General features: G+C 62.7%; 31 protein-coding genes. 3 read left to right on the forward strand and 28 right to left on the reverse strand.

Translation table 11 applies throughout. The features are described 5' to 3' along the window. Nucleotides 1-50: 50 nt before the first annotated feature. The 27 genes from ACX80Q_RS11465 to ACX80Q_RS11595 form a co-directional block, all read right to left on the reverse strand. Nucleotides 51-455, reverse strand: coding sequence for a hypothetical protein (locus tag ACX80Q_RS11465; RefSeq protein WP_459330661.1), 405 nt, complete (start codon nt 453-455; stop codon nt 51-53). Then, nucleotides 452-1042, reverse strand: coding sequence for a hypothetical protein (locus tag ACX80Q_RS11470; protein ID WP_459330662.1), 591 nt, complete (start codon nt 1040-1042; stop codon nt 452-454). The genes ACX80Q_RS11465 and ACX80Q_RS11470 overlap by 4 nt, the downstream gene beginning before the upstream one ends. Further along, nucleotides 1042-2070, reverse strand: a complete 1029-nt coding sequence (locus tag ACX80Q_RS11475; RefSeq protein WP_459330663.1) for a phage tail tube protein — start codon at nt 2068-2070, stop codon at nt 1042-1044. The genes ACX80Q_RS11470 and ACX80Q_RS11475 overlap by 1 nt, the downstream gene beginning before the upstream one ends. Further along, the gene (locus ACX80Q_RS11480; protein WP_459330664.1) at nt 2054-2257 is read right to left on the reverse strand and encodes a hypothetical protein; all 204 of its coding nucleotides are present in this window, start codon (nt 2255-2257) and stop codon (nt 2054-2056) included. Before ACX80Q_RS11480 ends, ACX80Q_RS11475 begins: the two co-directional genes overlap by 17 nt. A gap of 9 nt (nt 2258-2266) precedes the next feature. Then, nucleotides 2267-2743 carry a hypothetical protein gene (locus tag ACX80Q_RS11485; RefSeq protein WP_459330665.1) on the reverse strand — a complete coding sequence of 159 codons (477 nt, stop codon included), beginning with the start codon at nt 2741-2743 and terminating at the stop codon, nt 2267-2269. Further along, entirely contained in the window at nt 2743-3531 is a 789-nt protein-coding gene (locus tag ACX80Q_RS11490) for a hypothetical protein (protein ID WP_459330666.1), read from the reverse strand. Before ACX80Q_RS11490 ends, ACX80Q_RS11485 begins: the two co-directional genes overlap by 1 nt. After that, entirely contained in the window at nt 3531-3884 is a 354-nt protein-coding gene (locus ACX80Q_RS11495; protein WP_459330667.1) for a hypothetical protein, read from the reverse strand. Before ACX80Q_RS11495 ends, ACX80Q_RS11490 begins: the two co-directional genes overlap by 1 nt. Nucleotides 3885-3975: 91 nt before the next feature. After that, nucleotides 3976-5199, reverse strand: coding sequence for a phage major capsid protein (locus ACX80Q_RS11500; RefSeq protein WP_459330668.1), 1224 nt, complete (start codon nt 5197-5199; stop codon nt 3976-3978). Nucleotides 5200-5299: 100 nt separating this feature from the next. Beyond that, nucleotides 5300-5986: an HK97 family phage prohead protease gene (locus ACX80Q_RS11505; RefSeq protein WP_459330669.1), complete on the reverse strand. Its 687-nt coding sequence runs from the start codon at nt 5984-5986 to the stop codon at nt 5300-5302. Then, on the reverse strand, nt 5979-7322 hold the full coding sequence (locus ACX80Q_RS11510; protein WP_459330670.1) for a phage portal protein: 1344 nt from the start codon (nt 7320-7322) through the stop codon (nt 5979-5981). Before ACX80Q_RS11510 ends, ACX80Q_RS11505 begins: the two co-directional genes overlap by 8 nt. Further along, nucleotides 7319-7459: a hypothetical protein gene (locus ACX80Q_RS11515; RefSeq protein WP_459330671.1), complete on the reverse strand. Its 141-nt coding sequence runs from the start codon at nt 7457-7459 to the stop codon at nt 7319-7321. Before ACX80Q_RS11515 ends, ACX80Q_RS11510 begins: the two co-directional genes overlap by 4 nt. Before the next feature lie 14 nt (nt 7460-7473). Continuing rightward, nucleotides 7474-8925: a hypothetical protein gene (locus ACX80Q_RS11520; protein ID WP_459330672.1), complete on the reverse strand. Its 1452-nt coding sequence runs from the start codon at nt 8923-8925 to the stop codon at nt 7474-7476. Next, nucleotides 8918-9412: a hypothetical protein gene (locus ACX80Q_RS11525; RefSeq protein WP_459330673.1), complete on the reverse strand. Its 495-nt coding sequence runs from the start codon at nt 9410-9412 to the stop codon at nt 8918-8920. The genes ACX80Q_RS11520 and ACX80Q_RS11525 overlap by 8 nt, the downstream gene beginning before the upstream one ends. Nucleotides 9413-9560: 148 nt before the next feature. Beyond that, complete coding sequence (locus tag ACX80Q_RS11530) at nt 9561-9746, reverse strand: HNH endonuclease (RefSeq protein ID WP_459330716.1); 186 nt, start codon at nt 9744-9746, stop codon at nt 9561-9563. A gap of 259 nt (nt 9747-10005) precedes the next feature. After that, complete coding sequence (locus tag ACX80Q_RS11535) at nt 10006-10818, reverse strand: hypothetical protein (protein ID WP_459330674.1); 813 nt, start codon at nt 10816-10818, stop codon at nt 10006-10008. Further along, on the reverse strand, nt 10818-11039 hold the full coding sequence (locus ACX80Q_RS11540) for a hypothetical protein (RefSeq protein WP_459330675.1): 222 nt from the start codon (nt 11037-11039) through the stop codon (nt 10818-10820). The genes ACX80Q_RS11535 and ACX80Q_RS11540 overlap by 1 nt, the downstream gene beginning before the upstream one ends. Next, complete coding sequence (locus ACX80Q_RS11545) at nt 11032-12225, reverse strand: HNH endonuclease (RefSeq protein WP_459330676.1); 1194 nt, start codon at nt 12223-12225, stop codon at nt 11032-11034. Before ACX80Q_RS11545 ends, ACX80Q_RS11540 begins: the two co-directional genes overlap by 8 nt. A gap of 22 nt (nt 12226-12247) precedes the next feature. Beyond that, nucleotides 12248-12421, reverse strand: a complete 174-nt coding sequence (locus ACX80Q_RS11550) for a hypothetical protein (RefSeq protein ID WP_459330677.1) — start codon at nt 12419-12421, stop codon at nt 12248-12250. Nucleotides 12422-12579: 158 nt separating this feature from the next. Then, complete coding sequence (locus tag ACX80Q_RS11555; RefSeq protein ID WP_459330678.1) at nt 12580-12738, reverse strand: hypothetical protein; 159 nt, start codon at nt 12736-12738, stop codon at nt 12580-12582. After that, complete coding sequence (locus ACX80Q_RS11560; protein ID WP_459330679.1) at nt 12735-13298, reverse strand: ASCH domain-containing protein; 564 nt, start codon at nt 13296-13298, stop codon at nt 12735-12737. Before ACX80Q_RS11560 ends, ACX80Q_RS11555 begins: the two co-directional genes overlap by 4 nt. Further along, a complete protein-coding gene (locus ACX80Q_RS11565; RefSeq protein WP_459330680.1) occupies nt 13295-13642 on the reverse strand; it encodes a hypothetical protein in 348 nt (115 codons plus the stop codon). The genes ACX80Q_RS11560 and ACX80Q_RS11565 overlap by 4 nt, the downstream gene beginning before the upstream one ends. After that, nucleotides 13632-13964, reverse strand: a complete 333-nt coding sequence (locus ACX80Q_RS11570; protein WP_459330681.1) for a hypothetical protein — start codon at nt 13962-13964, stop codon at nt 13632-13634. Before ACX80Q_RS11570 ends, ACX80Q_RS11565 begins: the two co-directional genes overlap by 11 nt. Then, on the reverse strand, nt 13951-14745 hold the full coding sequence (locus tag ACX80Q_RS11575) for a hypothetical protein (protein WP_459330682.1): 795 nt from the start codon (nt 14743-14745) through the stop codon (nt 13951-13953). The genes ACX80Q_RS11570 and ACX80Q_RS11575 overlap by 14 nt, the downstream gene beginning before the upstream one ends. A gap of 8 nt (nt 14746-14753) precedes the next feature. Further along, on the reverse strand, nt 14754-15254 hold the full coding sequence (locus ACX80Q_RS11580; protein WP_459330683.1) for a hypothetical protein: 501 nt from the start codon (nt 15252-15254) through the stop codon (nt 14754-14756). A 475-nt stretch (nt 15255-15729) separates the two neighbouring features. Next, nucleotides 15730-17139 (reverse strand): ParB/RepB/Spo0J family partition protein, encoded by a 1410-nt coding sequence (locus tag ACX80Q_RS11585; protein WP_459330684.1) that lies wholly within the window; start codon nt 17137-17139, stop codon nt 15730-15732. Then, nucleotides 17139-17342, reverse strand: coding sequence for a hypothetical protein (locus ACX80Q_RS11590; protein WP_459330685.1), 204 nt, complete (start codon nt 17340-17342; stop codon nt 17139-17141). Before ACX80Q_RS11590 ends, ACX80Q_RS11585 begins: the two co-directional genes overlap by 1 nt. 256 nt (nt 17343-17598) lie before the next feature. After that, the gene (locus tag ACX80Q_RS11595; RefSeq protein ID WP_459330686.1) at nt 17599-18171 is read right to left on the reverse strand and encodes a hypothetical protein; all 573 of its coding nucleotides are present in this window, start codon (nt 18169-18171) and stop codon (nt 17599-17601) included. A 352-nt stretch (nt 18172-18523) separates the two neighbouring features. Between ACX80Q_RS11595 and ACX80Q_RS11600 the strand changes: the two genes are divergently transcribed. Then, the gene (locus ACX80Q_RS11600; RefSeq protein ID WP_459330687.1) at nt 18524-18868 is read left to right on the forward strand and encodes a hypothetical protein; all 345 of its coding nucleotides are present in this window, start codon (nt 18524-18526) and stop codon (nt 18866-18868) included. A gap of 32 nt (nt 18869-18900) precedes the next feature. Here the strand turns inward: ACX80Q_RS11600 and ACX80Q_RS11605 are convergent, their stop codons facing one another. Beyond that, the gene (locus tag ACX80Q_RS11605) at nt 18901-19134 is read right to left on the reverse strand and encodes a helix-turn-helix domain-containing protein (protein WP_459330688.1); all 234 of its coding nucleotides are present in this window, start codon (nt 19132-19134) and stop codon (nt 18901-18903) included. 131 nt (nt 19135-19265) lie between these two features. Between ACX80Q_RS11605 and ACX80Q_RS11610 the strand changes: the two genes are divergently transcribed. Continuing rightward, nucleotides 19266-19544, forward strand: a complete 279-nt coding sequence (locus tag ACX80Q_RS11610) for a helix-turn-helix domain-containing protein (protein WP_459330689.1) — start codon at nt 19266-19268, stop codon at nt 19542-19544. Nucleotides 19545-19762: 218 nt separating this feature from the next. Next, complete coding sequence (locus tag ACX80Q_RS11615) at nt 19763-20398, forward strand: single-stranded DNA-binding protein (protein WP_459330690.1); 636 nt, start codon at nt 19763-19765, stop codon at nt 20396-20398. Nucleotides 20399-20420 lie beyond the last annotated feature (22 nt).

Consider the following 20420-nt stretch of genomic DNA (forward strand, 5'->3'; position numbering starts at 1 on the left):
CACGTGGGCGATGATGTGAATCCAGCGGAAGATGGATGCCTCGATGTCCTCTATGTGGTCAAAGGCGCTGGGACTTGAAGCTCGTCGCCCGGATCGGAATCCGTCCGGGCTGTCGTAGGGTCCTGCGCCACCGGAGCTTCCTGCTCCTGCTCAAAGCCGATCTGGGACAACGGCACGTCATTGGCTTCGGCTACCGAAACGAACTCACCAGCGTGGCGCTTGCACAGCCACACCATCGCCTGCAAGGCCAACAAGCTCTCCTCGGACTCCAGAACGTCCAAAGGGTCACCCACCTCGCCCGGCTTGGGCGCGGATTCCTGCATGTGCTGGAAGCTGTCCCTCAGCGACTTCATACCCAGCCCCGTCTGGACCTTCAATGCGTAGAGGTTCCGCAGAGTCGCGCCCTGGATAGCTTCCTGCAGCGGATACTTCACGCCGGCCACAATCAATTTCATGCTCTGCTCACTTCGTCTAGTGCTGCGCCGATGGCCCGCATCGCCCTTGCTTGGGCGTCGGCCTGCCCGGCCTTGATGGGTTCCCACCAATACGGCTGACCGAATTGGGAGGTGAATACACGCTTGCCGGACCCGTCATCAAAGACCGGGTGCCGGAATACTTTCTTGTTCCACGTCTTGGTCATCACGCCGCCGGCGTTCTTGTTGGCCTTAATGCGGATACCCGAGCGGCGAGCGCCGGTGACCACTGCGGTGGACAGGGAGGCCTTGACCTTTTCCCTCATGCCACGGCTCCGTACCCGGGACGCTGCCCGGGCCTCGTAGGTATTCACGGCGCGCAGATACTTCCTGCGCCCGTTCTTCCCGCCGACCATCTTCACTCGCTGCCCGGTCCGGACGGCGTTGCCTGGCAGCGGTCCAGAGAGGACGCTGCGCTGAGCGGCGATGATGCCTTCGCCGGATTGCCGAAGCTCGCGACGGAGTTTCGTCGCGAGCTTCGGCTGGAAGGCTTTGACTGCTGCCATGACCTCACGGACGTTCGAGGTCACGGTGATGTCTATGGCGCCGGGGCCCTCGCTCTCGGACACTAGAGCGCGGTGTCCGTCGTGACCAGGGCGACGTAAACGGGCGAGGGAGTGACCTCGCCGTCAAGCACCGTGAAGTCGATCGACTGGGTAACCACGGACCCGCCGTTGGCCTTGGGGATTTCACCCTCGAGCATGATCACCGGCAAATAGATCTGCAGGGCTGGGCGACGATCGGTGCCGATGACCTCAGAGGTCTCGAAGGTCAGCAGCAGGCCGAGTTCCTCCTGTGCCAGGTAGGCGTCTCGGAGCATCGTGTCGGTGTACTCCGCCGTCACCTTGCCCTTGCCCTCGGCCAGCCCGACGACGGGCTTGCGTCCACGCTTACCACCAGAGCCGAACGTGAATCCGCCGTCGTCAATCTTGTTGTCCCAGGAGAAAGAGAACTCCGTGATCGTGGCTACCTGTGTGCCGCCTGTGGCCAGTGCGCTTGCCGTGGGGGGCACCACCGTGCCACCGATGCAGATGTCACCGTGAACGAAGGTGAACAACTCGGGGGATGCGGCATAGACCGGCGGGGCGTAGGCAACATCGGTGGCGACCTCGCGGGCGTCCCAAGTGGTCTTGAGCTTCACGATCTCACCTTGGGATGCGGAGAACTCGCCGGAGGCGCACACGCCGCCGGCAAAGGTCATGGCCGTAACAGCGCCGCCGCCCACGGTCGGGATGCCTTTCTGCAGCGTGTAGGACGGGAGCGGGTCCGTGACGGTCGGGGTGAACAGTTGCTGGGCCACTCCTGTCTGGCCTGGAACCGTGGTGTGGGTGGCGGTGCCGAACAGGGCCTGTAGGAAGACGCCCATACCCTTGGTGCACATCTCAAGGTTGATGTCACCGCCGGACTGCTCCTTGGCGATCGACCGGCGAGAAGACCGGGCAAGGCGCTTGCCTACCCGCATGCCAGCGCCTTGGACGAACGTCGGGTTCCAGACGAGAGACTCGTCCAGGAACTCCGGGAACTTAGCCACGGTGACCTTGGTCCCGTAGGTGGTTTCCTTCGCCAGGCCAATGCTGCAATCAAGCTGCGTCGTCATCAGTGTTCTCCTCAGTTGGTGCGCCCGTGCCGGTGCGCTTCTTGGCGGGCTGCCAGTTGATGGCCTGAGCCAACAGTGTGTCGGCCTGGTCCTTGGTTACTTCGACTTCCTCGCCAGCGCGGACGATGCACCGCAGTAGCGGTACATCAAGATCCCCGATTGGCGAGACATTGTGAATGATGGGCATGGGGTTCTCCTAAGCTCTGACCCGGGCACGGGCCGTGAATGTTGCAGAGACATCGATGACGCGGCCGGCCGCCATCAACTCTTCGGGCGTCATGCCGTCGGAATCGTGGGAGGACAGGAAGCATTCACGGACGGTGCCACCGACGGTGGTGTCTGTCATGCGGACGTGGTGCTCGATCATGCGGAGCAACTCATAGCAGCGCTCGGAAGCTTCGAGCTCGGCTTCCTCAGCACCGCCGCGGAAACAGGAGATGATCACCGTCAAGGTGATGGTCTCCTCGCGGGACCGGTTCGTGGACAGCGTCGCCTTCTCCTGAGCGGACTCCAGCCGGTTGAAGGAGATGATGTCGTCAGGCTCGAAGGTGCCCGGCGCACCGAAGGCCACCAGCACATCCTCCGTGCCCGATGTGGTGGCCATCAGATCACGAGTGGCAAAGTAGAGCGCCTTCTTGAAAGCGAGCGCCAGGGTCGCTTGTGTGAGGTCCATCAGGCGAACCCTCCGACCTGCTGATGTGGGGCGCACAGCTCGATCACGCGGCGCGGCACCGCGAACCCCGACGGGGTGAAGGAGTCTGCTTGGTATTCCTGCCCTCTGACGGCGCCGCCTGTGGACTGCTTGCCGATCTGCCACCAGTGACGGACCAGCTCGCGAGTACCCAGACGGACGTTGGGTGGCACGGCAGCCATGCCGACCGTGTAGCTGACCACGAGCTGGCCCGCACCGAAGCGCGACTGCGCCCCGTGCAAGCCAGCCGTCACGATGCCAGCCTCTTCGAACCACTCGTCCGCAGCGAGCGGCACACCGTTCACCGCCACAGCGGTGATCGAACTGGGGATCTGCGGCAGGACGACCGACGCGGCCCCGCCGGAAGTGACGAACGTTTGTGGGCTTGTCAGCACCGGGCCAACGATGTCCTCGATGACCGGGGTCGCGGCCGCGATGTAGAGCCGCATGTCCTCGCGGTCCTCTGCCGGCATCCTGGCCTTAGCGTTGACCGCATTCAAGGCGTCATCCAGCGAGATCAGGAACCGCGGGTCCAACGGCCATACGTCCAGCAGATCCGTATAAGCGCCCGGTGTCGGCCCATCTGCGGACCAGCGCACCACATGACGGCCAGCGAGCGCCGGGGTGAAGGACGCCGTCGGGGGATATCCGGACGGCGTCAGGGTCAGCGTGAGGCCATCGGGCTGGATGATTTCCAGCGCCACGGTCGCGTCTTGCGGCGCGGCCTCCCACGACAGGGTGACGTTGGCGCCGAAATCAAGGGTGGCCATTACCTCTTGGTGGCCTTCGTCTCAGCTGCGGCGGCCTCTGCATTGGCTTTGGCTGCATCGGCTGCAGCCTGGTCAGCTGCTGCCTTGTCGGCGGCTTCGGCCGCGACTTTGTCAGCTTCGGCCTTGGCTGCTGCACGCAGTGACTGGTTGCCGGGGACAGTGGCGGTCTCGGTCCCGGCTGTGGATGCGGTGGCCGTCTCTGTGGCCTGGACGGAGATGGCCATGCCGTTGGCCAGCAGTTCCTTAGCCTCGGCTACCGGGACGGCGATGGTCTCACCCGGGGCGGGCCAGTCCTGCCCATTGCGGGTGCCCGATACTTTCGCGACCATGCGGACTGTGGTTGATGCGTTCATGATGAACCTGCTTTCGAATCAAGGTGGGTAGGGCAGGACGGTGGGCAGGCAGCCACTGGGGTGTGGCTGCCTGCCCACCTGGTGAGGAATGCTAGGAAGCAGCGCCGCCGGCGAAGTGCTTCACGGCGCCGGTCTGGTCAACCAGGACGCCGTCGCCGCGGATCAGGGCGCGGTAGGTGATCAGGTCCTTGTCGAAGGCGAAGTCGTCAGAGCGCTCGAAGCGGACCCCGTTGACGATGCGGGCGAAGTAGGCGGACATGTCACCGAAGGCAACCGACTTGGCCCCGACCCCGATGGCAGGCATCGACGGGTCGGTGAATACCGGCTTGCCTTCGATGAGGTCCGGCTGCCCGGCGATCACGGAGGGCTGCCAGATGTACTGGCCGTTGCCGTCTTTGATCTTGCGCAGGGTGCCGGCGGTGCCGTCCTTGACGAGCCAGCCCGCGCCGGGGCTGTTACGGTACGGGCCGATGACCGAGTAGAACAGGTCGATCAGGTCATCCCAGGTCGGCGCGCCTGCCACCGCTACTGCGCCGGTCTTGCCGAGAGTCGTGGACTGCAGCAGGCCGGAGGGCTCGTTGGTTCCCGTGCCGCTGACCAGCTTGGTCCCGAAGGCGTTGCCGATGGCCCGGCCCGCCTGGCGGGCGATGAAGCCTTCCAGGTCGAAGGCGGAGTCGTCGGCAAGTTCACGGCTGATCTGGTTCAGATCGCCGTACTTGTAGGCGAACAGGGACCGCTTGCCCAGCACGGGCTCGGACGCCGGGATGGCGGCGCCTTCGTTGACCTGTGCGCCGGTCGGCGCACTGATCGTCACCGGCACGCTGATCTCTTCACCGCTGGAGGTGTAGAGGATCGTGGCACCGGCCGAGAGGATGGCAGACGTTTCGATGGCGTGCTCCATGAGCTGGCCGTAGAAGGTCGTTGGTACGGTGTAGCCGCCGGCGGACGGGGTGCCCTTTACCATGGTGCGGACTTCTTGCCGTTCCTCGTGGGTGGGCTCGTAGTCCCATGAGCCGTTGCGGCCCTGCAGAACCTTGCGCAGCAGGACCTCGGCGCCGTCCCCCTGCGGAGCCAGGCCACGGCCGGGCACCTTGCCCAGGGATGCCTCGATGTCGCGCTGCTCCTGCTCGAAGGCGACGATGCGGTCCGACTGGGACCGCAGCGAATCCATCTCCGCAGTGATCTTGTCGAAGGAGACAATCTCCTCGGCGGAGAGGGCCCGGCCCTCGGCCTCGGCGAGATCCAGGATGACCTTGCCCTTTTCGTGGACAGCAGCACGCTGTTCCATCAGCTTGTTCGCAAGCACAGTGCTCATTGCATTCCCCTTCCGGAAATGACGAAACCCCCAGCGGTGTGCAGGGGGTTGAGTGGTTTGGTGAGGTGCGGGTGGATTTCGTCCTGCCCACGGGGTGGGACTAGACGCGGTGGGAAAGTTCCAGCCGTCGTCGGTAGAGACTCAAGTCGGGGTGGATTTCGTCCTGCCCCTTCTCAAGTCCTGCCCGCTCCTCATCGGTGCGGGAAGTTGTGGGGTGGAGGAGTAACTTCCGCAGCTCCTCCGTGGGTGTGCCAGCAATGTCAGCGACATCCATGTGCAGCTTGTCCGCCAGTGAGCGGAGGCCCGTGGTGGTGTCCCGGTAGGCCGGGTTGTTCACGGGCGCCACATCCACGAGCTGAACCGCCAGGAGGGTCCGCAGCGGGAAGCCCTCGGGGGTGAAGTCCCAGTCGTCGGCCACGGTGCGGAACGCGAAGGAGGAATACCGCAGGTCGCCACGTTTGGCCAGCTCCCGCACGTCTCGGCCGCTGCTGGTGTCCGGCAGGCCCACGTCGTAGCGCAGGCCTGTACCGTCCACCTCCAGCGTCAAGGTCTTGCCCTCCGTGGTTCCCAGCAGGTGGTTGTCGTCGTGGTTGTACCGGGCCAGTACAGGCACCTGGTCGGCCAGCGACTTGTTGAACGCGGCAGGGTCTACCCGCTCCACGAACCCACCCAAGTTCTGGGATAGGCGATTGAACACGGCAGCGTAGCCGCTGAGAGTGCCGGTTCCGTTGCCGGTGTCCCGGTACTCGACCGGCATGCTGATGTGCCTGAGTTCCATCTCACGCATTGGGGGTCCCTCCTTGGAGTAGTTCGGTGATGGTGGCATCCAGATTGCCGCCGGCCTGGTTGATGATCTCCCGGGCTTCCTGGACGGTCAGGACCTTTCCGACGCCGAGGTAGATCTTCTGGACTAGCTCGGCCAATGCGCGGGCCGTCTGGGCCTCTGTCTGCTCGCCGCCCTCGGCACCGCCGATCATGGACGCGATGGACTGCTTGCCGAACCAGGACTGCCACTGCTGGATCTCGTCTTCGCTGAGCATCTCGAAGTCCTCGAACTGACGGACCTGCTCCAGTGTGTAGGCGCCGATGCGGAGACCGACCTCGTAAGCGTCCATGCGGGACTTGAGATCGCCGCGTGCCATGGCGCTGAGGTTGAACTTCACGTACACGCCGTCATTGAGCAGGCGGTTGAATTGGCTCTCAAGCCGGACGGCCGTTGGCTGGATGGCGCGGCGAATGAACTTGAGCTGGTTCAGTTCCTCCGTCGTGTACTTCATGGAGTTGCCGGAGTCGCCGCCGATCTCTTCCGGGGGAACCTTGAAGATCGCGGCGATCTGATTGGCCGTGGCCTTGATGGACTCCAGGAACTGGACGTCGGCCATGGTCAGGCCGAGCTTGTTGTAGTCCCAGTCGTTGCCGGAGACGAACACATCACCGCTGGCCACAGAGGCCTTGAAGCGGCTCTTGACCACAGAGGCCTCCAGCGCGGAGAGCTTCTGGGCGCTGTTCTTTAGATGCCCGGAGGGGACGCCCGATCGACGATAGACGTTAGTGCCGAACTGCTGCGCACCATGAGCCATCTCCAGCTGGGCCTTGAATAGCTGGACTGGGGACAGTCCCACGACCGAACCCGGCAGAACGTAGTCAGCGATGTGGACAACCTCGGCCAGTGCCAGGGCCGCACCGTTGTGTCGGTACGTCGGCAACGGGCCGGACTCGTCCACCTCGACGCTGTCAGGGTGCAGCCACTGGACCTTCGAAGGCCCGAACTTGTCCCACTGGATGATGTGGCCATAGGCGTTCCCTCGCAGCTTGAGGGAGGTTACACATTGGTGGAGCCAGTCCACGATCGTCCCGACCGGGTTGGGATTGGGGTTCGTGACCAGTCCCGGCTGGACAGGTAGCCGCAGGCGCTGTCCGGATGGCGTGAGCTCGATGGCGGAAATGGGGGTGCAGGCCAGCGAGTCCGCGATCAGGGACGTCGCCGCGTAGACCGGGACGACCCGCAGCGCGGACTTCATGCCGCCAGAGCCGAGCCCGCCTCCGCTGGCGAACCCTCCAGCGGACATGCCGTCAAGCGACATCCCGCCAGAGCGTTCCTCGGTACGGAAGAAAAGACTCATCGACTACCCCTCCACGAGATCGCCAGGCACGCCACACCGGCTACAGCGAGGGCAGCTGGCACATACACCAGGGCGATGCCGGCCACGATGAGCACGGCACCGAGCACATCAAGGACCGTTGTCAGCCAAGCGCGCATTTTCTCAACTCCTTTTAGAGCACTGAATCCAGCGCGTTGTAATCGTTGTCGGCCTTTTCATTGAACAGCCAACGAGCGAATGTCACGGAGTACAGGCCACTGATGTCGCCCAGGGACCGGCCACGACTAAAGATCCAAGCGTTGCCACCGATGTTCTGCTTGACCGCGTGGCCCATGGATGTGTTCAGCAGCGGGTCGTTGGTGAACTGCAGCTTGCCGTCCAAGGCGTCGTCGTAGAACCCACCGCACGCCGAGACCCTGTTGGGGCCCGAGACCGTGATGACTTCGAAGCCTTCACGCTCCAGATCCTTCTTCAGGGACAGCGCAGCTCCCGAGGCGTCGATGGCCACCACGTTTCCACCGGCCCGCGAGCGCAGGCTCTTGAGTTCCTTGACCACTCCGGTGGTCCCCAGGAGGGTTTCGTAGAGCTCGACGTAGCAGCGTTTGCCGGGGGTGGTGGAGTGGGCGGCCATGCCGATCGAGGAGTACTCCCGGTCGGGGGAAACATCCAGGCTCCACCAGGGCGTGCCGTCCCAGGCGTTCGCGTCGTCGGCGACGTAGTTGGATTCCCATGCTTCAGTCGGGACGACCCTCGGCGGGGCCTTGGGCTTCGGCCACCAGCCGTAGTAGGCGCGCTCTTCGTCGGCCGGATCGGTCGAGGTCGTCACGGCGTCCATGACGTCCTGCAGGTTGATCGTGTGACCGATGGCCGGGTGGGCGTCGAGTGCCGTGTCCGGGTCGTGGGGATCCCGGGTGGGGTCCGCTGAGTACTCCCAGTACATGGTCCGGGACTCGCGCCCGGACTCAGCTAGGGCGCGGCCCGTCTCGACCTTGCCCCACAGGTAGGAAGAGTCAGTATCACCCGCGGCCGAGACTACCCACAGCTGGGAGCCTGGCACGGTGATCATGGTCGGGCCAATGCCCTGCTCGATCGCGGAGTCACGGTGGGCGTACGCCTCATCGATGTGCGCTTCCACCAGGGTGTCGCCGTGGCCGGTCTTGCGACCGATCGCGTCGATGCCCAGCTCCGCGCCGGACCGGAACCGCAGCGCCTCGGAGCCTGCCTGCCAGCGTGGGGGGCCGAGGAACTGCCGCAGCGGGGACGCCGCTAGCGGCTTGTAGAAGTTCTTGTCCAGCCGCTTGCGAGCCTTGTTCCTGTCTTGGGCCGTGTACAGCATCAACCCGTCAGGGGTGGTGAGGCCACGGTGGGCGATCTTCCCGCGCGATGTGGACGTCTTCCCGCCCTGACGGGGCAGGATCAACGTGACCCGCCTGTACCAGAACGTCCCTGTGTCCGGATCAATCTCACACGCGACGGCAAGGAAGTCCTGCTGCCACGGCATGGGAGGGTTCTTGAGAGCCGTCATGATCTTGCCGACGGCCGGGCCCAGGGTTTTCCTGGCGGGGTTCCGCTTCGTGGCGAAACGTGGGGGCGGGTTGCGGGGGAGCAGAGCCGGGCTAGTCATCCGACTTCAGGAGATCAGCGAGGAAAGCATCTGCCCCGTCAGCGCCGCCGACTGGGTTGTTGACATACCGTAGCCGGTCGAACACGTTGAACAGCCGGGACTGCATGCCACTGATCAAGTCGGGACGGTCGATTCTGGGGATTTGATCCAGTACCCGGGCGTTGTACCGGCCCAACACCATGAGCGTTTTCTTGAAGGGCGGGTCGCCCAGCATGGTCTCGAGCTCGCTGTTGAGGGTGGACTCGATCAGCCCGGGGGCTGCATTCCAGTCCAGAGCCACCGGTGCCGGCGCCGCGAGCGGCATCTGGTCGCCGTCCGGGGCAGGGGCGTGCCCGGCTGCCAGGAGTTTTTGCTTGGCCCGGTAGGCGCTGTTGTCGTCACGCTTGAGCTTCTTGCAGCCGGGGCAGCGGCAGCCCTTGCGGTACCCGCTGAGTCCGGGCCCGGCCGAGCCGTGCAGATGAGTCTCTGGGGGCTTCTCTTTCGTCATGCCCGACTACCTCCGTCCATGCAAAAACCGCGAGAACACGCGGAAAATAAAGGGCCCATCCCGGGGATATTGCGAGGGGAGAAAAAAAGGAACATGCGCGGGTCTCCCGCATCTCAATTTCCCAAAAAACCGGCGCAATTTGGGCCGGTCAACGGCCGGGACGGAGCCTTGAAGTCGGTCGCGGCCGCCGTTGGGATACCTCGGCGACGGCTTGCCGGCGTCGGGCATTCTCCTTCTTCACGTTGCATCCAAGATGCATGGGCTGCAGGTTCCACGGGGCGGTGGGGTGACCACCCTCGACTAGGGCAATGATGTGGTCAAGGGAAGGACCCATCGGGTGCCGAGGTCGAAGCCCGAAGATGATCTCGATGTTGCACCAGGCACACACCGAACCGGGCGGGCAGTACTGCTGGACCAGCCGGCGCCATGGCCGACCACTGCGGCCACGCTTCGGGTCCCACTCTGAGAGCGTGGTCACCGCAACCTCCGGGCATGCAGAAGGCCCCAACCGCAACGGTCAGGGCCTTGAATTCGTAGGTGGGTAGCAAGAACCACCACACCATGAATTTAGCACACGTCTGTCAAGTCGGCCATCACGCCAGCTTTTTGACCAAGTGAGCCTTGATCCGGGCCGACTGCTTGGCCTTGGTCCCGCGGACCATGAGCCACACATCGAACGGGATGGCGTGCTCGGGGTCGGCATCGCACAGAGCCACTGCCTTCCCACCACCGGCAGGCTGGACGGCAACGATCTGGCCATGGCAGTGTTCAAGTACTTGCTTGCCATTCACCTCGGCCATCCACCTCTTGCGGCACGGGGCCTGAGTGAATACCTCGGCCCCGGCATGATCGCTGGCTCCGGCCTTGCTGATGCGCTGGGACAACAGCCATGCCTCCCGCAGCACAGACCAGGCGTGGCCCGGGCGCGGGTGGGATGCAATGTAATCCGCCTTCCACCGTGCCAACTGATCAGCGAGCACGTCCGTGGTCGGGGCCGCCGGCACCTTCCAGTCCGGGCAGTCCTCGATCAAGCCCTGGACCACCGAGGCCACCGAGTCCCGGATGTCCCGGAGCAGGTCAGACACCTGGACGTTGATCGGCAGCGGCGGGTGGACAGACCCTCCGCCGACCCGCTCCCCATTGCCGAACTGCTGTGGCGGGTGCACCATGTCCAAGAGCAGCGGATACGCCGAGGCCATGGACGCCCACGAGGACCGGAGGAGATCCACACACTCGTAACAGAAGTTCGATCCCCGGGCGGCTGGCCGCTGGACCTGCACATCCACATGCCACTCGGACACACACCACTCCGGGTAGCTCGTGAACTTCTTGGCTTCCGAGTAGGGCATCAGATCGGGGTAGCCGGCAACGGAGTACTTCCGCTCGACATCAATACTGTGGACCACTATTTGACTCCTGGGAACTCGAGGGGCTGTACATCGACAGTGCACTGGACATAGGTGGCCAGCGGGAGTTGGAGCAGCTCAATCCAGAACGGGCCAGCCACTCCGAACCCCAGCCGGTGAATCATGAGCGTGGTCTCAGCCCGGGCCTCCTCGTGGAACTCAGTCAGCTTGAGCGACTCATCCACGATCGGGAACTGGGCAACGAACTTCAGATCAGGCATTGGAGTCCTCGCACTTCCGGCACGGCTGCTCGAGCTGATGGAGGTGACAGGTGGTCTCGGTGACATCCGACGGCGGGCCGGACCAACCATGCCAGGGAGAGCCGAACTGGGCAGGCGTCGGAACAGAGGGAGCATCACCAGCATCATGAGGATTCTTACCAACAGAGGTGGAAGGTTCAGCTGGGCGGGGGAGATTGGATGCGCCCGAGTTTGGTTTCTTCTTTCCTCGACGTCTGCGGGATCTGTTGGGAGCAGGGCTGGCAACACCACCACTACCCTCTTTAAACCCATCCCCACCCTGCCCTGCCCTGCCAGCGCCCGCGCGATCGCCCGCGCACACGGGGATACTTTTCCGCTGCGTTCCCGGCGCTGGTCGTTCGCTGGTCTCAGTGCTGGTCTGTGCACTGGTCGGCCGTTGCGGTGCCTCAGGAGCCTTCTGTGTCATTGGCTTCAACGCAGCGCTCACAGCGTCAACCACGGCGGTTCCAGGAGCTATCTCAGCGTCGGCCTTACCCGGCGAGACTGCTACAACTGGATCAACACTGCGTGAATGAGCGGGAGCTGGCTGCAGAACCATACCAGCGGCTTCCGGGGTCTTCCCAGCCTTCTTGCGATTACAGGACCCACAGGCCAAAACGACGTTACGCACGCCAGCGGCCTTGGTCGGATCGACATGATCCATCTCGGGGCCGTCGGCTCCGCGGGTGTCCTTCTTGTGAAGCTTCTTGGAGCAGTATCGGCAGGCACCGATATTTGGATTGGATGGATCTAAACAGTCACGAGCCCACACCGAGTTGATGAGGGAGCGATCCTTGAGTTCCTTGGCCTTGTCACGCTTGACACGGACATCAGCGCCTCGGTCATAGCCGAGGGCGAACCAGTCGTGGAACAGGAATGTATCAACCGCCACCGCGGGGCAGCGCGGGCATGTATGGCCCGGCGTATGCCACAGCCCAGCGGCGACCAAGCGGTCGGCGAGCTGCTGCGAAATGGTGGGATTCAACGTCTTCGCGACTATCTCCACGAACTCGACAACACCATCACTGAGCGCTGCCTGGCAATGCGAACCCATTAAGGTCCATATGCCAAGAGCGGCAACTCCCGTTATGTCGCCGGTCATGGTTGCCCGAGCCATGGATATGGCTTTCGGGTTGACCTGGAATTGGTCATCGACCTGGAAGAACATGTGTTCGGTGACCTGACTTTCTTTATTGAGACCTGTACTTGGTGTTGCGTTCCTTGCCGCGCCAGCCTGCGGACGACGGCGGACCCTTGCCTCTCGATGCCTTGGCGGCGAGCGCTGTATGGCGTTTGGTGAGGAGGATTGCGGGTGTTGCTGGTCGCAGGTTCGTGGAGCCGAGGACCTGTTGACCGAGGCCCATGGCCTCTTGTACTTCGATGCCTAGAAGATGCGCTAGGTGCTCGGCTTGAGCTTCGGTCAGACCGTGGCAGATACACGGGCATGGGGTGGCGGCATCTTCTGCTTCGTCCCACCCGTCACCCGAACAGGATCGGTGTTTGCCATCTCGGCAATCCGGGTTCATTGTTCCTCTTGTTCGATGGTGTCCAGCAGTGCCTCGGTGTTTGCCACCACATACGCGAGACGGTTGCGTATTTGCGATGGTGTCTGGCTGACAACGGCGCGGGATAGCGATGCTGCGTGGGCTTGGACACGGAGCCTCAACTGCAACGCACTCATGCGAACATGCTCCTGATGTGGTCTTCGTAGAGGGCTGGGTCGTCTTCAGTGCCGAAGGACTGGTAGCCGCAGCGGCAGAAGAATGAGAAGGGGACAGCGGAGAACTCCTGGGCGTGGATGACGGGCCCAGACTGGCCCGGGTTGTCCCATTCCCACAGGCCGAGTGCTCCCTTGGCCGGGACCGGTGTTGGCAGGGACCGTGGGTTGATCAGGGGCCAGTGCCACATGGCCTCTTGTGCCCAGAGTGAGCAGAGGGCGCCGTCGGACTGCCTACAGTGGTCGGCGTGGTGGGCCGGGTTGATGTCCACCACGCCGATGATGTTGCCGAGCTGCTCGAGGTCGGCCCGGGGGATCAGTTCCCCGGGGATGACCGGGGCGGTGTTGTGCTCGTCGATGGCTGCCTGGATCAGGTGCGAGTACATGGCTTCGGTGTCGACGGCCTTGGCGGTGTGGATGGCCACAGTCCCGATGTGGTGGGTGCGGACGGATCGGTTCTCGACGTCCTTGCCACCAAAGATGATGGCCCACGCCCACGGGTTACGAACAGTCAGCGCCTTCATAGGGTCACCGCGTCAGGGAAGAACAGTGATCCATCGGCTGTCAGCTCGACGACGTACGTCCCGTCATCGATGCCGCTGACACCGAGCCGGTGGAGGGTGCGGGTTATTGGACAATCGAGCAGGTTCGGACGGCACTCGGCCGGGTGCTGCAGCGTCCAGCTGAACTGTGCAATCTCCACACGATGCCCGGGCTGGCGCAGCGGATCCACGGTGTCAGCAGCGGCGAGCGCGGCGGTGGCTAGAGCTTCGAGGTATTCGCTGAGCGGCGTCCCGTTTTTGGTGGCATGGAGGTCCGCCTGGTCGAGGCCGGCTATTGCGGCTTCGATTCTGGGGTCAGTCGTCATCGTTGGCTTCTTCCTCATCTTCGGTGCCAGTCAGCATTTGGTACAGGTGGGCTAGGTAGCCTTCTTGGCCGAGCTTGTACAGGGCGCGGACGGCGTGGGCTGCGGTTGAGTATCCACTGACCTTGATCTCGACCTTGTCAAGGGTGCCGGTCTCGTTGTCCCTGATCTCCGTGTTGAGAGTGAAGGACTCGCCACTGGCAGGGAGTGCTTCCGGTTCGATGGACACGGGCTTGATGTGGTGCTCGTCGCAGGCCGGGCATTGGCCGGCGGCCTTGATGTCGCGGGTGACGTGGTTGTGGTGGACTGGTTCAGTCGTCGTCATGGTCATCTTCCTCTGTGCGGGATTCTAGTGGTGTGGATTGGCTGGTTGCGTAGGTGTAGACGCGGGCTGCTTGCCGTATGAAGGAATCGCTGGGGTCGGTGATGTCCGGGAGTCGGTTGAACCATCCGGCTTTCCATCCGAGGAGGTCGTTGGCGATCTCGGACCCTTCCTCGGCCTTGATGGGCATGAGGAGTCCAAGGAAGGATTCGCCGCAGGAGATCAGCATCCTGGACTTCAGCTCGGTGGGCTCGATCGCCAGTGGCTGGGCGTACGCTGCCGCAGCGTGAGCGAACAGCTGGAGGAGCTTGCCGTTGGTGACGATGCGGGCCGGCACGACGATGTCCGAGGCCAGCGCGTTGTAGAACAGGCTGGTCAGGTTCGGGTAGGTCGGTGAAACCTCGCCATTGGGGATACTGAACTCCTTACCAGGGAACAGACCGGAGACGTCCAGGAAGCGGAGCTCCTTGCCCGTGACGGTGATCCGCAGGGCGTCCCCTATGGAGTCATCCGGCTGGTTCTTCGACGCCTTGAAGATCGAAAGCAGTTCCTTGACCGTCGTCGGGGACAGCTCGAACACGTCCACGGTAGGGTCACCGGTCAGGTGGTCGTGCTCCCAGACGCTGGCGATGGCCATCGCGGCAGACACAGTGCTGGTCGCCTGGATAAACAGGTTCTCGTCTGTGACGGCCACGCGGATGTTGCAGAGGTTCCCGTAGGAATCGTCCTGAGCCACATGTGGGAGGACGGCTTGCAGCGCCTGGCGCAGGTCTTTGGTGTTCACGTCAAGGATCATGGGCGCACCGGACTCGGGTTGTGGCCAGCGAGGCGGATCTCTTTGGCTCCATCGGCAGCAACGGCACGGCTGGCACGGGATGCCATGTACCCGCCGGTCACGTCACCGCTCGTCGGGATGTTCAGGTCACTGTCGTCTTTCGGTGCCTGCTCTTTGACCTTGGCCGGGACGCCGTCGATCGTAGTGACGGGTTTGGTCTTGCTGGCCGTCGTCGGCTCGGCCGCCGAGGCGGGTCCGGGGGTCGAGAGTCCGACGGCGGGGCGTGTGCCGGGCGTCGAGGATGCGGGCCAGCGGGCGTAGATGTCGTACTTCTTCGGGTTCGACTCGGCCGGATGGGATTCTGCTTCGAAACCTTCCTTGCGCCAGGCGCTGCGTGAGGTGGGGGATGCCATGTCGATCTTGACCCTGGCCCACCGGCCCGGGTGATGCTTCAAGAGATCCTTGAGGCGTTCCTCGGTGCTCAGCGGCGGTTCACGCCAGTCAACTTCTAAAGCCACGATGGGTTCCTTTCTAGTCGCTGCAGCGGCACTCGGCCGTGAGTACGTTGATGGGGGATAGGCAAGACGGGCACTTGACGGGTGCGGTTGGACGTTCACGCTTCAGCATGGAGATGTCGGGGTTGTCGGTGCTCATGCGTTGACCGCTCTTGCTACGCCACGGAGGTGGATCTGCCCTGACGGGTGGTCCCGGTCCCGGGCCGCGTGGACCTCGTGCTGGCCAGAGATGAAAGCCGCCACCCTGGTAGAGAACGTCAAAGGGTTTTTGTCGATGCGGACAGTGTCGGGCGCGTACCAGAGCTGCAATAACCACGGTCCCTCCGGCAGCTGGCGGACACCGGCCCTGGGGTAACTCAGATCCCGGGCAATGACCGTGCGGGACCGGATCGAGAATGCAGAATATGCGTGCTGGGTAGGCTCAGGCTGCTGAGCGAGGAGCAGCTTGTGCCGGGCACCAGGAGAAAGCACAGCTGTGTCAGTCATTGGCTGCCTCGGCTTCTGGTGATTCACTCGCGGGTGTGCAACTTTCACAGGACTGATCAGTATCCAGAGCCTCGGCTTGTATACCGTCGCAGGAAGGACAGATGCGGCGGGTCTGCTCCGCACGTTTGCGCATGAACCCGCGCTCGAGGTCGTTCCACTCGTAGCCGTAGACGTCCTGTAGGCGGTCGCGCCAATCATCGCAGTAGTCGCCACCATTGGAGTTCGGGCCCCACGCGTCAATGTCACGCTTCAACCAGGACTCGGAGTAGCTGTTCTCACGAATATCAATGACGACGACGCACGCTTCCACGCCGAGCTTCGTCAAGGCCGCTTTGACGTCTTCCTTGGAAGCACCTTCTGGCAACCCAAGGAGGTTCTGTTGCTTGGCCCTGCAAACTTCATCTGCAGCTGCTTCAGCCATGATGCGCAGCGCCAGCCCCGGCTTTGGCGCCCGGACCCAGCCTTTGTACATCTCATGCCGGGTCTCCGCGGCAAGGGCAAGTTCCGCATCCAAGTCTTCCTGAGCCTTGCGGCGGGCAGCTGCTTCCTCGAGTTCCGCCTCAGTCATTTGAGGTTCACGCAGCGCCTTATCTTCCTCCGCCGTTAGCGGGGCATACCAAGTCGCGGTACCGGTGCGGTCATGATCGATCACAGCTACGTGGCCAGCAGCCACATGGGCCTCCGGAGACAGGCCACTGTCGGTGTGGCGGTGAGGACCGATCTCGGAAGTGCTCTCCACTACCATGGCGCCCACAGCCGACAACTCACGCTGTGTCTTCGGAGCCTGCTTCTGCGCCTTCCGCAATCCACGCCACCGTGTAACCGTCACGTTCCAGTTGTAAGTACCCCACGCGTCCAGCAACGCCGCCTGCGCTTCAGGGTCACCATTGAACTCAGCCAGGATCAGACCATCATCGATGTTCATCTGGCCGCTATTGATCCGCGCATGAGCTTTAGCCGGCGCGGCCGCCAACTTCTTCGACGTCCTCACCTGGTCCTGAGAAACACCCATGCCCTTGGCCAGCTCGGCAATGGTGCGGCCACCCAGATCCAACTCATTCGCAACATACTGGGCCCGCTCCATCAAGCTGTTGCCCACACGGTGCTGGTTCTCCTGATACTGGATGAGCCCCTGCTCCTGCTCCGACAGGCCCGCGCGGAGATCCACCATGATCTTCTTCAGACCTGCCACCTGCGCCGCGTCCACCCGACGGTGACCGGTAACGAGCCGGAACTTCGTCTTCGCCGTCGGATGCGCCACCACGACAGGGGCATGAATGATGCCCACCGACTTGATACCCGCAACCAGATTGTCGAAAGCCGCGTCATGAACAATCTCCTTACGGATGTTATTCGGATGCGCTTCCAGCTTCGCCAACGAAACTTCAATCAATTCACTCATTACTTCTCCATCTCAAATGCGAAACCTGCGAGGCCAGCCAGCAACAGCACAAGGCTGGCCACGTCCAGGGAATTGAAAACAGTGATCATCGGGCCAGCTGCCACAGTGACCAGGGCACCAGCCACCAGCAGCGGTAGCCACAAGACCAGACGACGACGCCGGGCTGCGACTCGCGGGGATGGCTGCATGACCGGGGCGCTCATCGTCGTGCCCCCGCAGCGGTTGCTGGGCAATCGACGAGCTCATACCGGACCGCGTCAGTACCATCCACGGAGACCGTGCGTGAATGCACATCGATCTCGAGGCGCATGGGCGAGGGGAAGTGAGTGCGGCAAATCTTCACTAGCTGATCCTTCAGCTCGTGGTTGTTCTTGTAGGTCACCTTGAGAATCGGGCGCCAGGGCGCACCCCCACCCTTGGGATGGATCACTGCGTTCTGAATCTTTCGGTAGCCGGCCATTACCAACCACCCCTACCAGCAGGCCTTACCGATGAGCCGAGGGCAGCACTCCGCATGCCCAGGGCTTGCGACATCGTCGCCGGGTAATTGGTGGCGGACGGCTTAGGGGTGATCACCATGGACGCCGGCAGTGCCACGGCGTTGGCCATGGCGTCGGCGGATGATGCACCGGCCGCTGATGCTGGGGGAACATCCGCCGCCGGCAGTTCTGGGGTTACCTCAGTGACGGAGGGGACTTTGTGGAAGCGTGCCTTCGCAGCGTGGATGTCGAGGGACAACTGCTGAGCCTTCGCCGCGATGTCTTCACCCATTGACACCAAGAGATCCGCGGGGGCCTCAGCCACACCATACTGATCAGCGTCGATCACGGCCTGGATGGTGCGCTGGAACTTAGCGACCAGGTGACGCAGCTCTGAGACCTGCTCCTGGCGGGCCCGGACAATTTCCACACGGGCGGGTGTCGGGGGAGTCACCGAGCGGTCCTGCTTGAACTTGAAGTCCAAGCCCCGGAAGAAGATGTTTACCGGGGTGAAACCACCAGCGGGAACGGATTTTGAGACAGGAGTATCCACGGCTTGTTATCCTTTGATCGTGACGGAACCAGCCCCGCACTTGCGGGACCTGGGGAAGTTGTTCGGGAGCGGTCCAGTGATTTTCTTGGCGGAAGGGAACTGGACCGCTCTTTTTTGTGCCCTAAAGGGGCGGGGATGACGCGGCTCGCTTGGGGGAAGAAACCGCATCACCCCCAGATGAAGGGGCATGAGACGGGGCGGCAGCGATTGGGGGAACTGCCGCCCCGCCCTGCAATCCACCGACACGATGCGGGAAGGATTCCGCAAAAGTGTCAGTGGTATCTCCTACAGTTGGCCTAGGCGCGTCAGGACCAGGCCCGGTCCGGACGGCACCAAACGAAGGAGAATTCTGATGGCCATCATGAGAGTCGGCGAGTTCCAAGTTGCAAGCGATGACTTGACTATCCGCCGCTACCAACGAGTCATTCTTAAGCAGCTGCAGCAGGGAAAGAATCTCTTCTTTCAGGGCGCGGGAACTCGAGGGGAGGATGACTCTGAGGAAACCGCATTTGTGGTGAACATCGGCCCGTCGAGTGATCTTGGGTTCCACTACGACAGTCTGCACGTGCCGCTGCTCAATGTCGACGACCCGCTGGCTAACTACTTCACGGGCCAGGTCGAAGCGGTGGGCATGCTGCTCTCGGGCGGTATTGATATGGACGACGATCTGCTCAAGAAAGCTCCTGCCGAGGACTGACGGACCACTTGCGACATTGACGCACTCGGCGCTCATGCTGTGGCCTTGCCTTGCATGGCGTCGCTGTCGGCGAGCGCGGCATCTACTTTGATGGCCTCTATGTCTGTGTGGCGGAACCTGCGGTGACCGGTGGGGGTACGGAAGTATGGCACCTTGTTGGCGTTCGCCCAGCGGCGCAATGTGTCGGCGTGTACGCCGAGTTCACTGGCTGCCTGGGCGACAGTAAGGATGCTGTCATCCTTCTTGTGGGTATACATACTTTGCATGGGGTAATAGTAGGCATACATAGTTTGTGTCTGTCAACTGACTAAGAGGATGTGAATTACAACTAATTCAGTGTTGCGTAGCTTTGCGTACATATGCCATACTCTGGAACATGACGACGCAACCAGCTCACATGCATGGACTAGTCCCCGAGTGGACGTTTGCTGACCGCCTGCGCAAGGCGCGCCTGACGTCCCACCTGACTCAGGAAGAATTTGCTGACCGCCTAGGGGCGAAGCCCGGGGCGTATTCGCACTGGGAGGCCGGGCGGAATACTCCTCGCCAGGTCGTTTCTATTGCTCAACGGATTGAGATGCTGACGGGGATCCCCGCCGCGTGGATGCTTGGGTTGGCCGATCCTTCGCCGCAGCCGGGCCCCGGCACGACGGCGAACCCGCGGACTAAAGATTAGAAGGCTCCTGCTCTATCCGCTGAGCTACCGAGGCGCGGCCATAAATACTGGCCGGATCTAAATTATCAGGTTTATTGACTTATCTCTTCCTCCACAGGCCCAGCCAGCTCCCAAGCAGTCCACAAATCCCGTTTTCCCACTGGTTCCGGCCGGAGCAAAGGCGTTTGCTGGATCCAAGGGATCACCGCCGCAGCTGCGGCCTAGAGAGAGGCAATGCCATGGCCAACACAATCACCATCAGGGGATTCGCAACCACGGGAATCGAGCTGCGCACCACGCCCGCGGGCCTGGTTGTGGGCGATTTCCGCATGGGTTCCAACGAACGCCGCCCCGATCCCATCACCAATGTGTGGGCAGATGGGCCCACCAACTGGTTCCGTGTCAGCGTTTTCCGCGCACTGGCCCAGAATGCGGCGGCAAGTATCCACAAGGGAGACCGGATCATTGTGGTGGGCAAGCTCAAGATCTACACATTCCTGCGCAAGGATGGAACGACGGGCACCAATGTAGAGATCGTGGCTGAAACGATTGGGTCAGACCTTCAATTTGGCACTGCTCACTACACTCGTGTCGCCAGTGCCCATCCTGCTGGCCGGGATTATTCCGGGAACGACGCCGATCCCACCACCGCGGGCGGGCTCACATCCGTTGGTGTTGGCGGGTCGTCCCACTTCCACGACGATGATCCTGACCCAGACGCTGCGGATGATGCGGTCCAAGACGGCGACCGCCGAGGAGAGGACTCAGAGGACACAGAAGCTGCAGCACTGCAGGAGGGGCAGGAAGCAACGGAAGACGGAGCGGTGGTCAATACGTCCACGGGCGAGCTCCTCAAAGAAGGCGTGCCGTTCTAGGGGAAATGGTCAAGTGCGGAGC

The organism is Arthrobacter sp. HLT1-20 (genome assembly GCF_054510895.1).

Excerpts from the sequence above, each read along its gene's own strand:
- ACX80Q_RS11565 (WP_459330680.1), bottom strand. The coding sequence starts at position 13,642 with ATGACGACTGACCCCAGAATCGAAGCCGCAATAGCCGGCCTCGACCAG.
- ACX80Q_RS11540 (WP_459330675.1), bottom strand. The coding sequence starts at position 11,039 with ATGCCTGATCTGAAGTTCGTTGCCCAGTTCCCGATCGTGGATGAGTCG.
- ACX80Q_RS11500 (WP_459330668.1), bottom strand. The coding sequence starts at position 5,199 with ATGAGCACTGTGCTTGCGAACAAGCTGATGGAACAGCGTGCTGCTGTC.
- ACX80Q_RS11605 (WP_459330688.1), bottom strand. The coding sequence starts at position 19,134 with ATGCAAAGTATGTATACCCACAAGAAGGATGACAGCATCCTTACTGTC.
- ACX80Q_RS11585 (WP_459330684.1), bottom strand. The coding sequence starts at position 17,139 with ATGAGTGAATTGATTGAAGTTTCGTTGGCGAAGCTGGAAGCGCATCCG.
- ACX80Q_RS11515 (WP_459330671.1), bottom strand. The coding sequence starts at position 7,459 with ATGCGCGCTTGGCTGACAACGGTCCTTGATGTGCTCGGTGCCGTGCTC.
- ACX80Q_RS11520 (WP_459330672.1), bottom strand. The coding sequence starts at position 8,925 with ATGACTAGCCCGGCTCTGCTCCCCCGCAACCCGCCCCCACGTTTCGCC.
- ACX80Q_RS11465 (WP_459330661.1), bottom strand. The coding sequence starts at position 455 with ATGAAATTGATTGTGGCCGGCGTGAAGTATCCGCTGCAGGAAGCTATC.
- ACX80Q_RS11600 (WP_459330687.1), top strand. The coding sequence starts at position 18,524 with ATGGCCATCATGAGAGTCGGCGAGTTCCAAGTTGCAAGCGATGACTTG.
- ACX80Q_RS11480 (WP_459330664.1), bottom strand. The coding sequence starts at position 2,257 with ATGCCCATCATTCACAATGTCTCGCCAATCGGGGATCTTGATGTACCG.
- ACX80Q_RS11485 (WP_459330665.1), bottom strand. The coding sequence starts at position 2,743 with ATGGACCTCACACAAGCGACCCTGGCGCTCGCTTTCAAGAAGGCGCTC.
- ACX80Q_RS11530 (WP_459330716.1), bottom strand. The coding sequence starts at position 9,746 with ATGGGTCCTTCCCTTGACCACATCATTGCCCTAGTCGAGGGTGGTCAC.
- ACX80Q_RS11560 (WP_459330679.1), bottom strand. The coding sequence starts at position 13,298 with ATGAAGGCGCTGACTGTTCGTAACCCGTGGGCGTGGGCCATCATCTTT.
- ACX80Q_RS11590 (WP_459330685.1), bottom strand. The coding sequence starts at position 17,342 with ATGAGCGCCCCGGTCATGCAGCCATCCCCGCGAGTCGCAGCCCGGCGT.
- ACX80Q_RS11505 (WP_459330669.1), bottom strand. The coding sequence starts at position 5,986 with ATGCGTGAGATGGAACTCAGGCACATCAGCATGCCGGTCGAGTACCGG.
- ACX80Q_RS11490 (WP_459330666.1), bottom strand. The coding sequence starts at position 3,531 with ATGGCCACCCTTGATTTCGGCGCCAACGTCACCCTGTCGTGGGAGGCC.
- ACX80Q_RS11525 (WP_459330673.1), bottom strand. The coding sequence starts at position 9,412 with ATGACGAAAGAGAAGCCCCCAGAGACTCATCTGCACGGCTCGGCCGGG.
- ACX80Q_RS11615 (WP_459330690.1), top strand. The coding sequence starts at position 19,763 with ATGGCCAACACAATCACCATCAGGGGATTCGCAACCACGGGAATCGAG.
- ACX80Q_RS11475 (WP_459330663.1), bottom strand. The coding sequence starts at position 2,070 with ATGACGACGCAGCTTGATTGCAGCATTGGCCTGGCGAAGGAAACCACC.
- ACX80Q_RS11555 (WP_459330678.1), bottom strand. The coding sequence starts at position 12,738 with ATGAGTGCGTTGCAGTTGAGGCTCCGTGTCCAAGCCCACGCAGCATCG.
- ACX80Q_RS11610 (WP_459330689.1), top strand. The coding sequence starts at position 19,266 with ATGCATGGACTAGTCCCCGAGTGGACGTTTGCTGACCGCCTGCGCAAG.
- ACX80Q_RS11495 (WP_459330667.1), bottom strand. The coding sequence starts at position 3,884 with ATGAACGCATCAACCACAGTCCGCATGGTCGCGAAAGTATCGGGCACC.
- ACX80Q_RS11550 (WP_459330677.1), bottom strand. The coding sequence starts at position 12,421 with ATGGGCCTCGGTCAACAGGTCCTCGGCTCCACGAACCTGCGACCAGCA.
- ACX80Q_RS11570 (WP_459330681.1), bottom strand. The coding sequence starts at position 13,964 with ATGACGACGACTGAACCAGTCCACCACAACCACGTCACCCGCGACATC.
- ACX80Q_RS11545 (WP_459330676.1), bottom strand. The coding sequence starts at position 12,225 with ATGTTCTTCCAGGTCGATGACCAATTCCAGGTCAACCCGAAAGCCATA.
- ACX80Q_RS11510 (WP_459330670.1), bottom strand. The coding sequence starts at position 7,322 with ATGAGTCTTTTCTTCCGTACCGAGGAACGCTCTGGCGGGATGTCGCTT.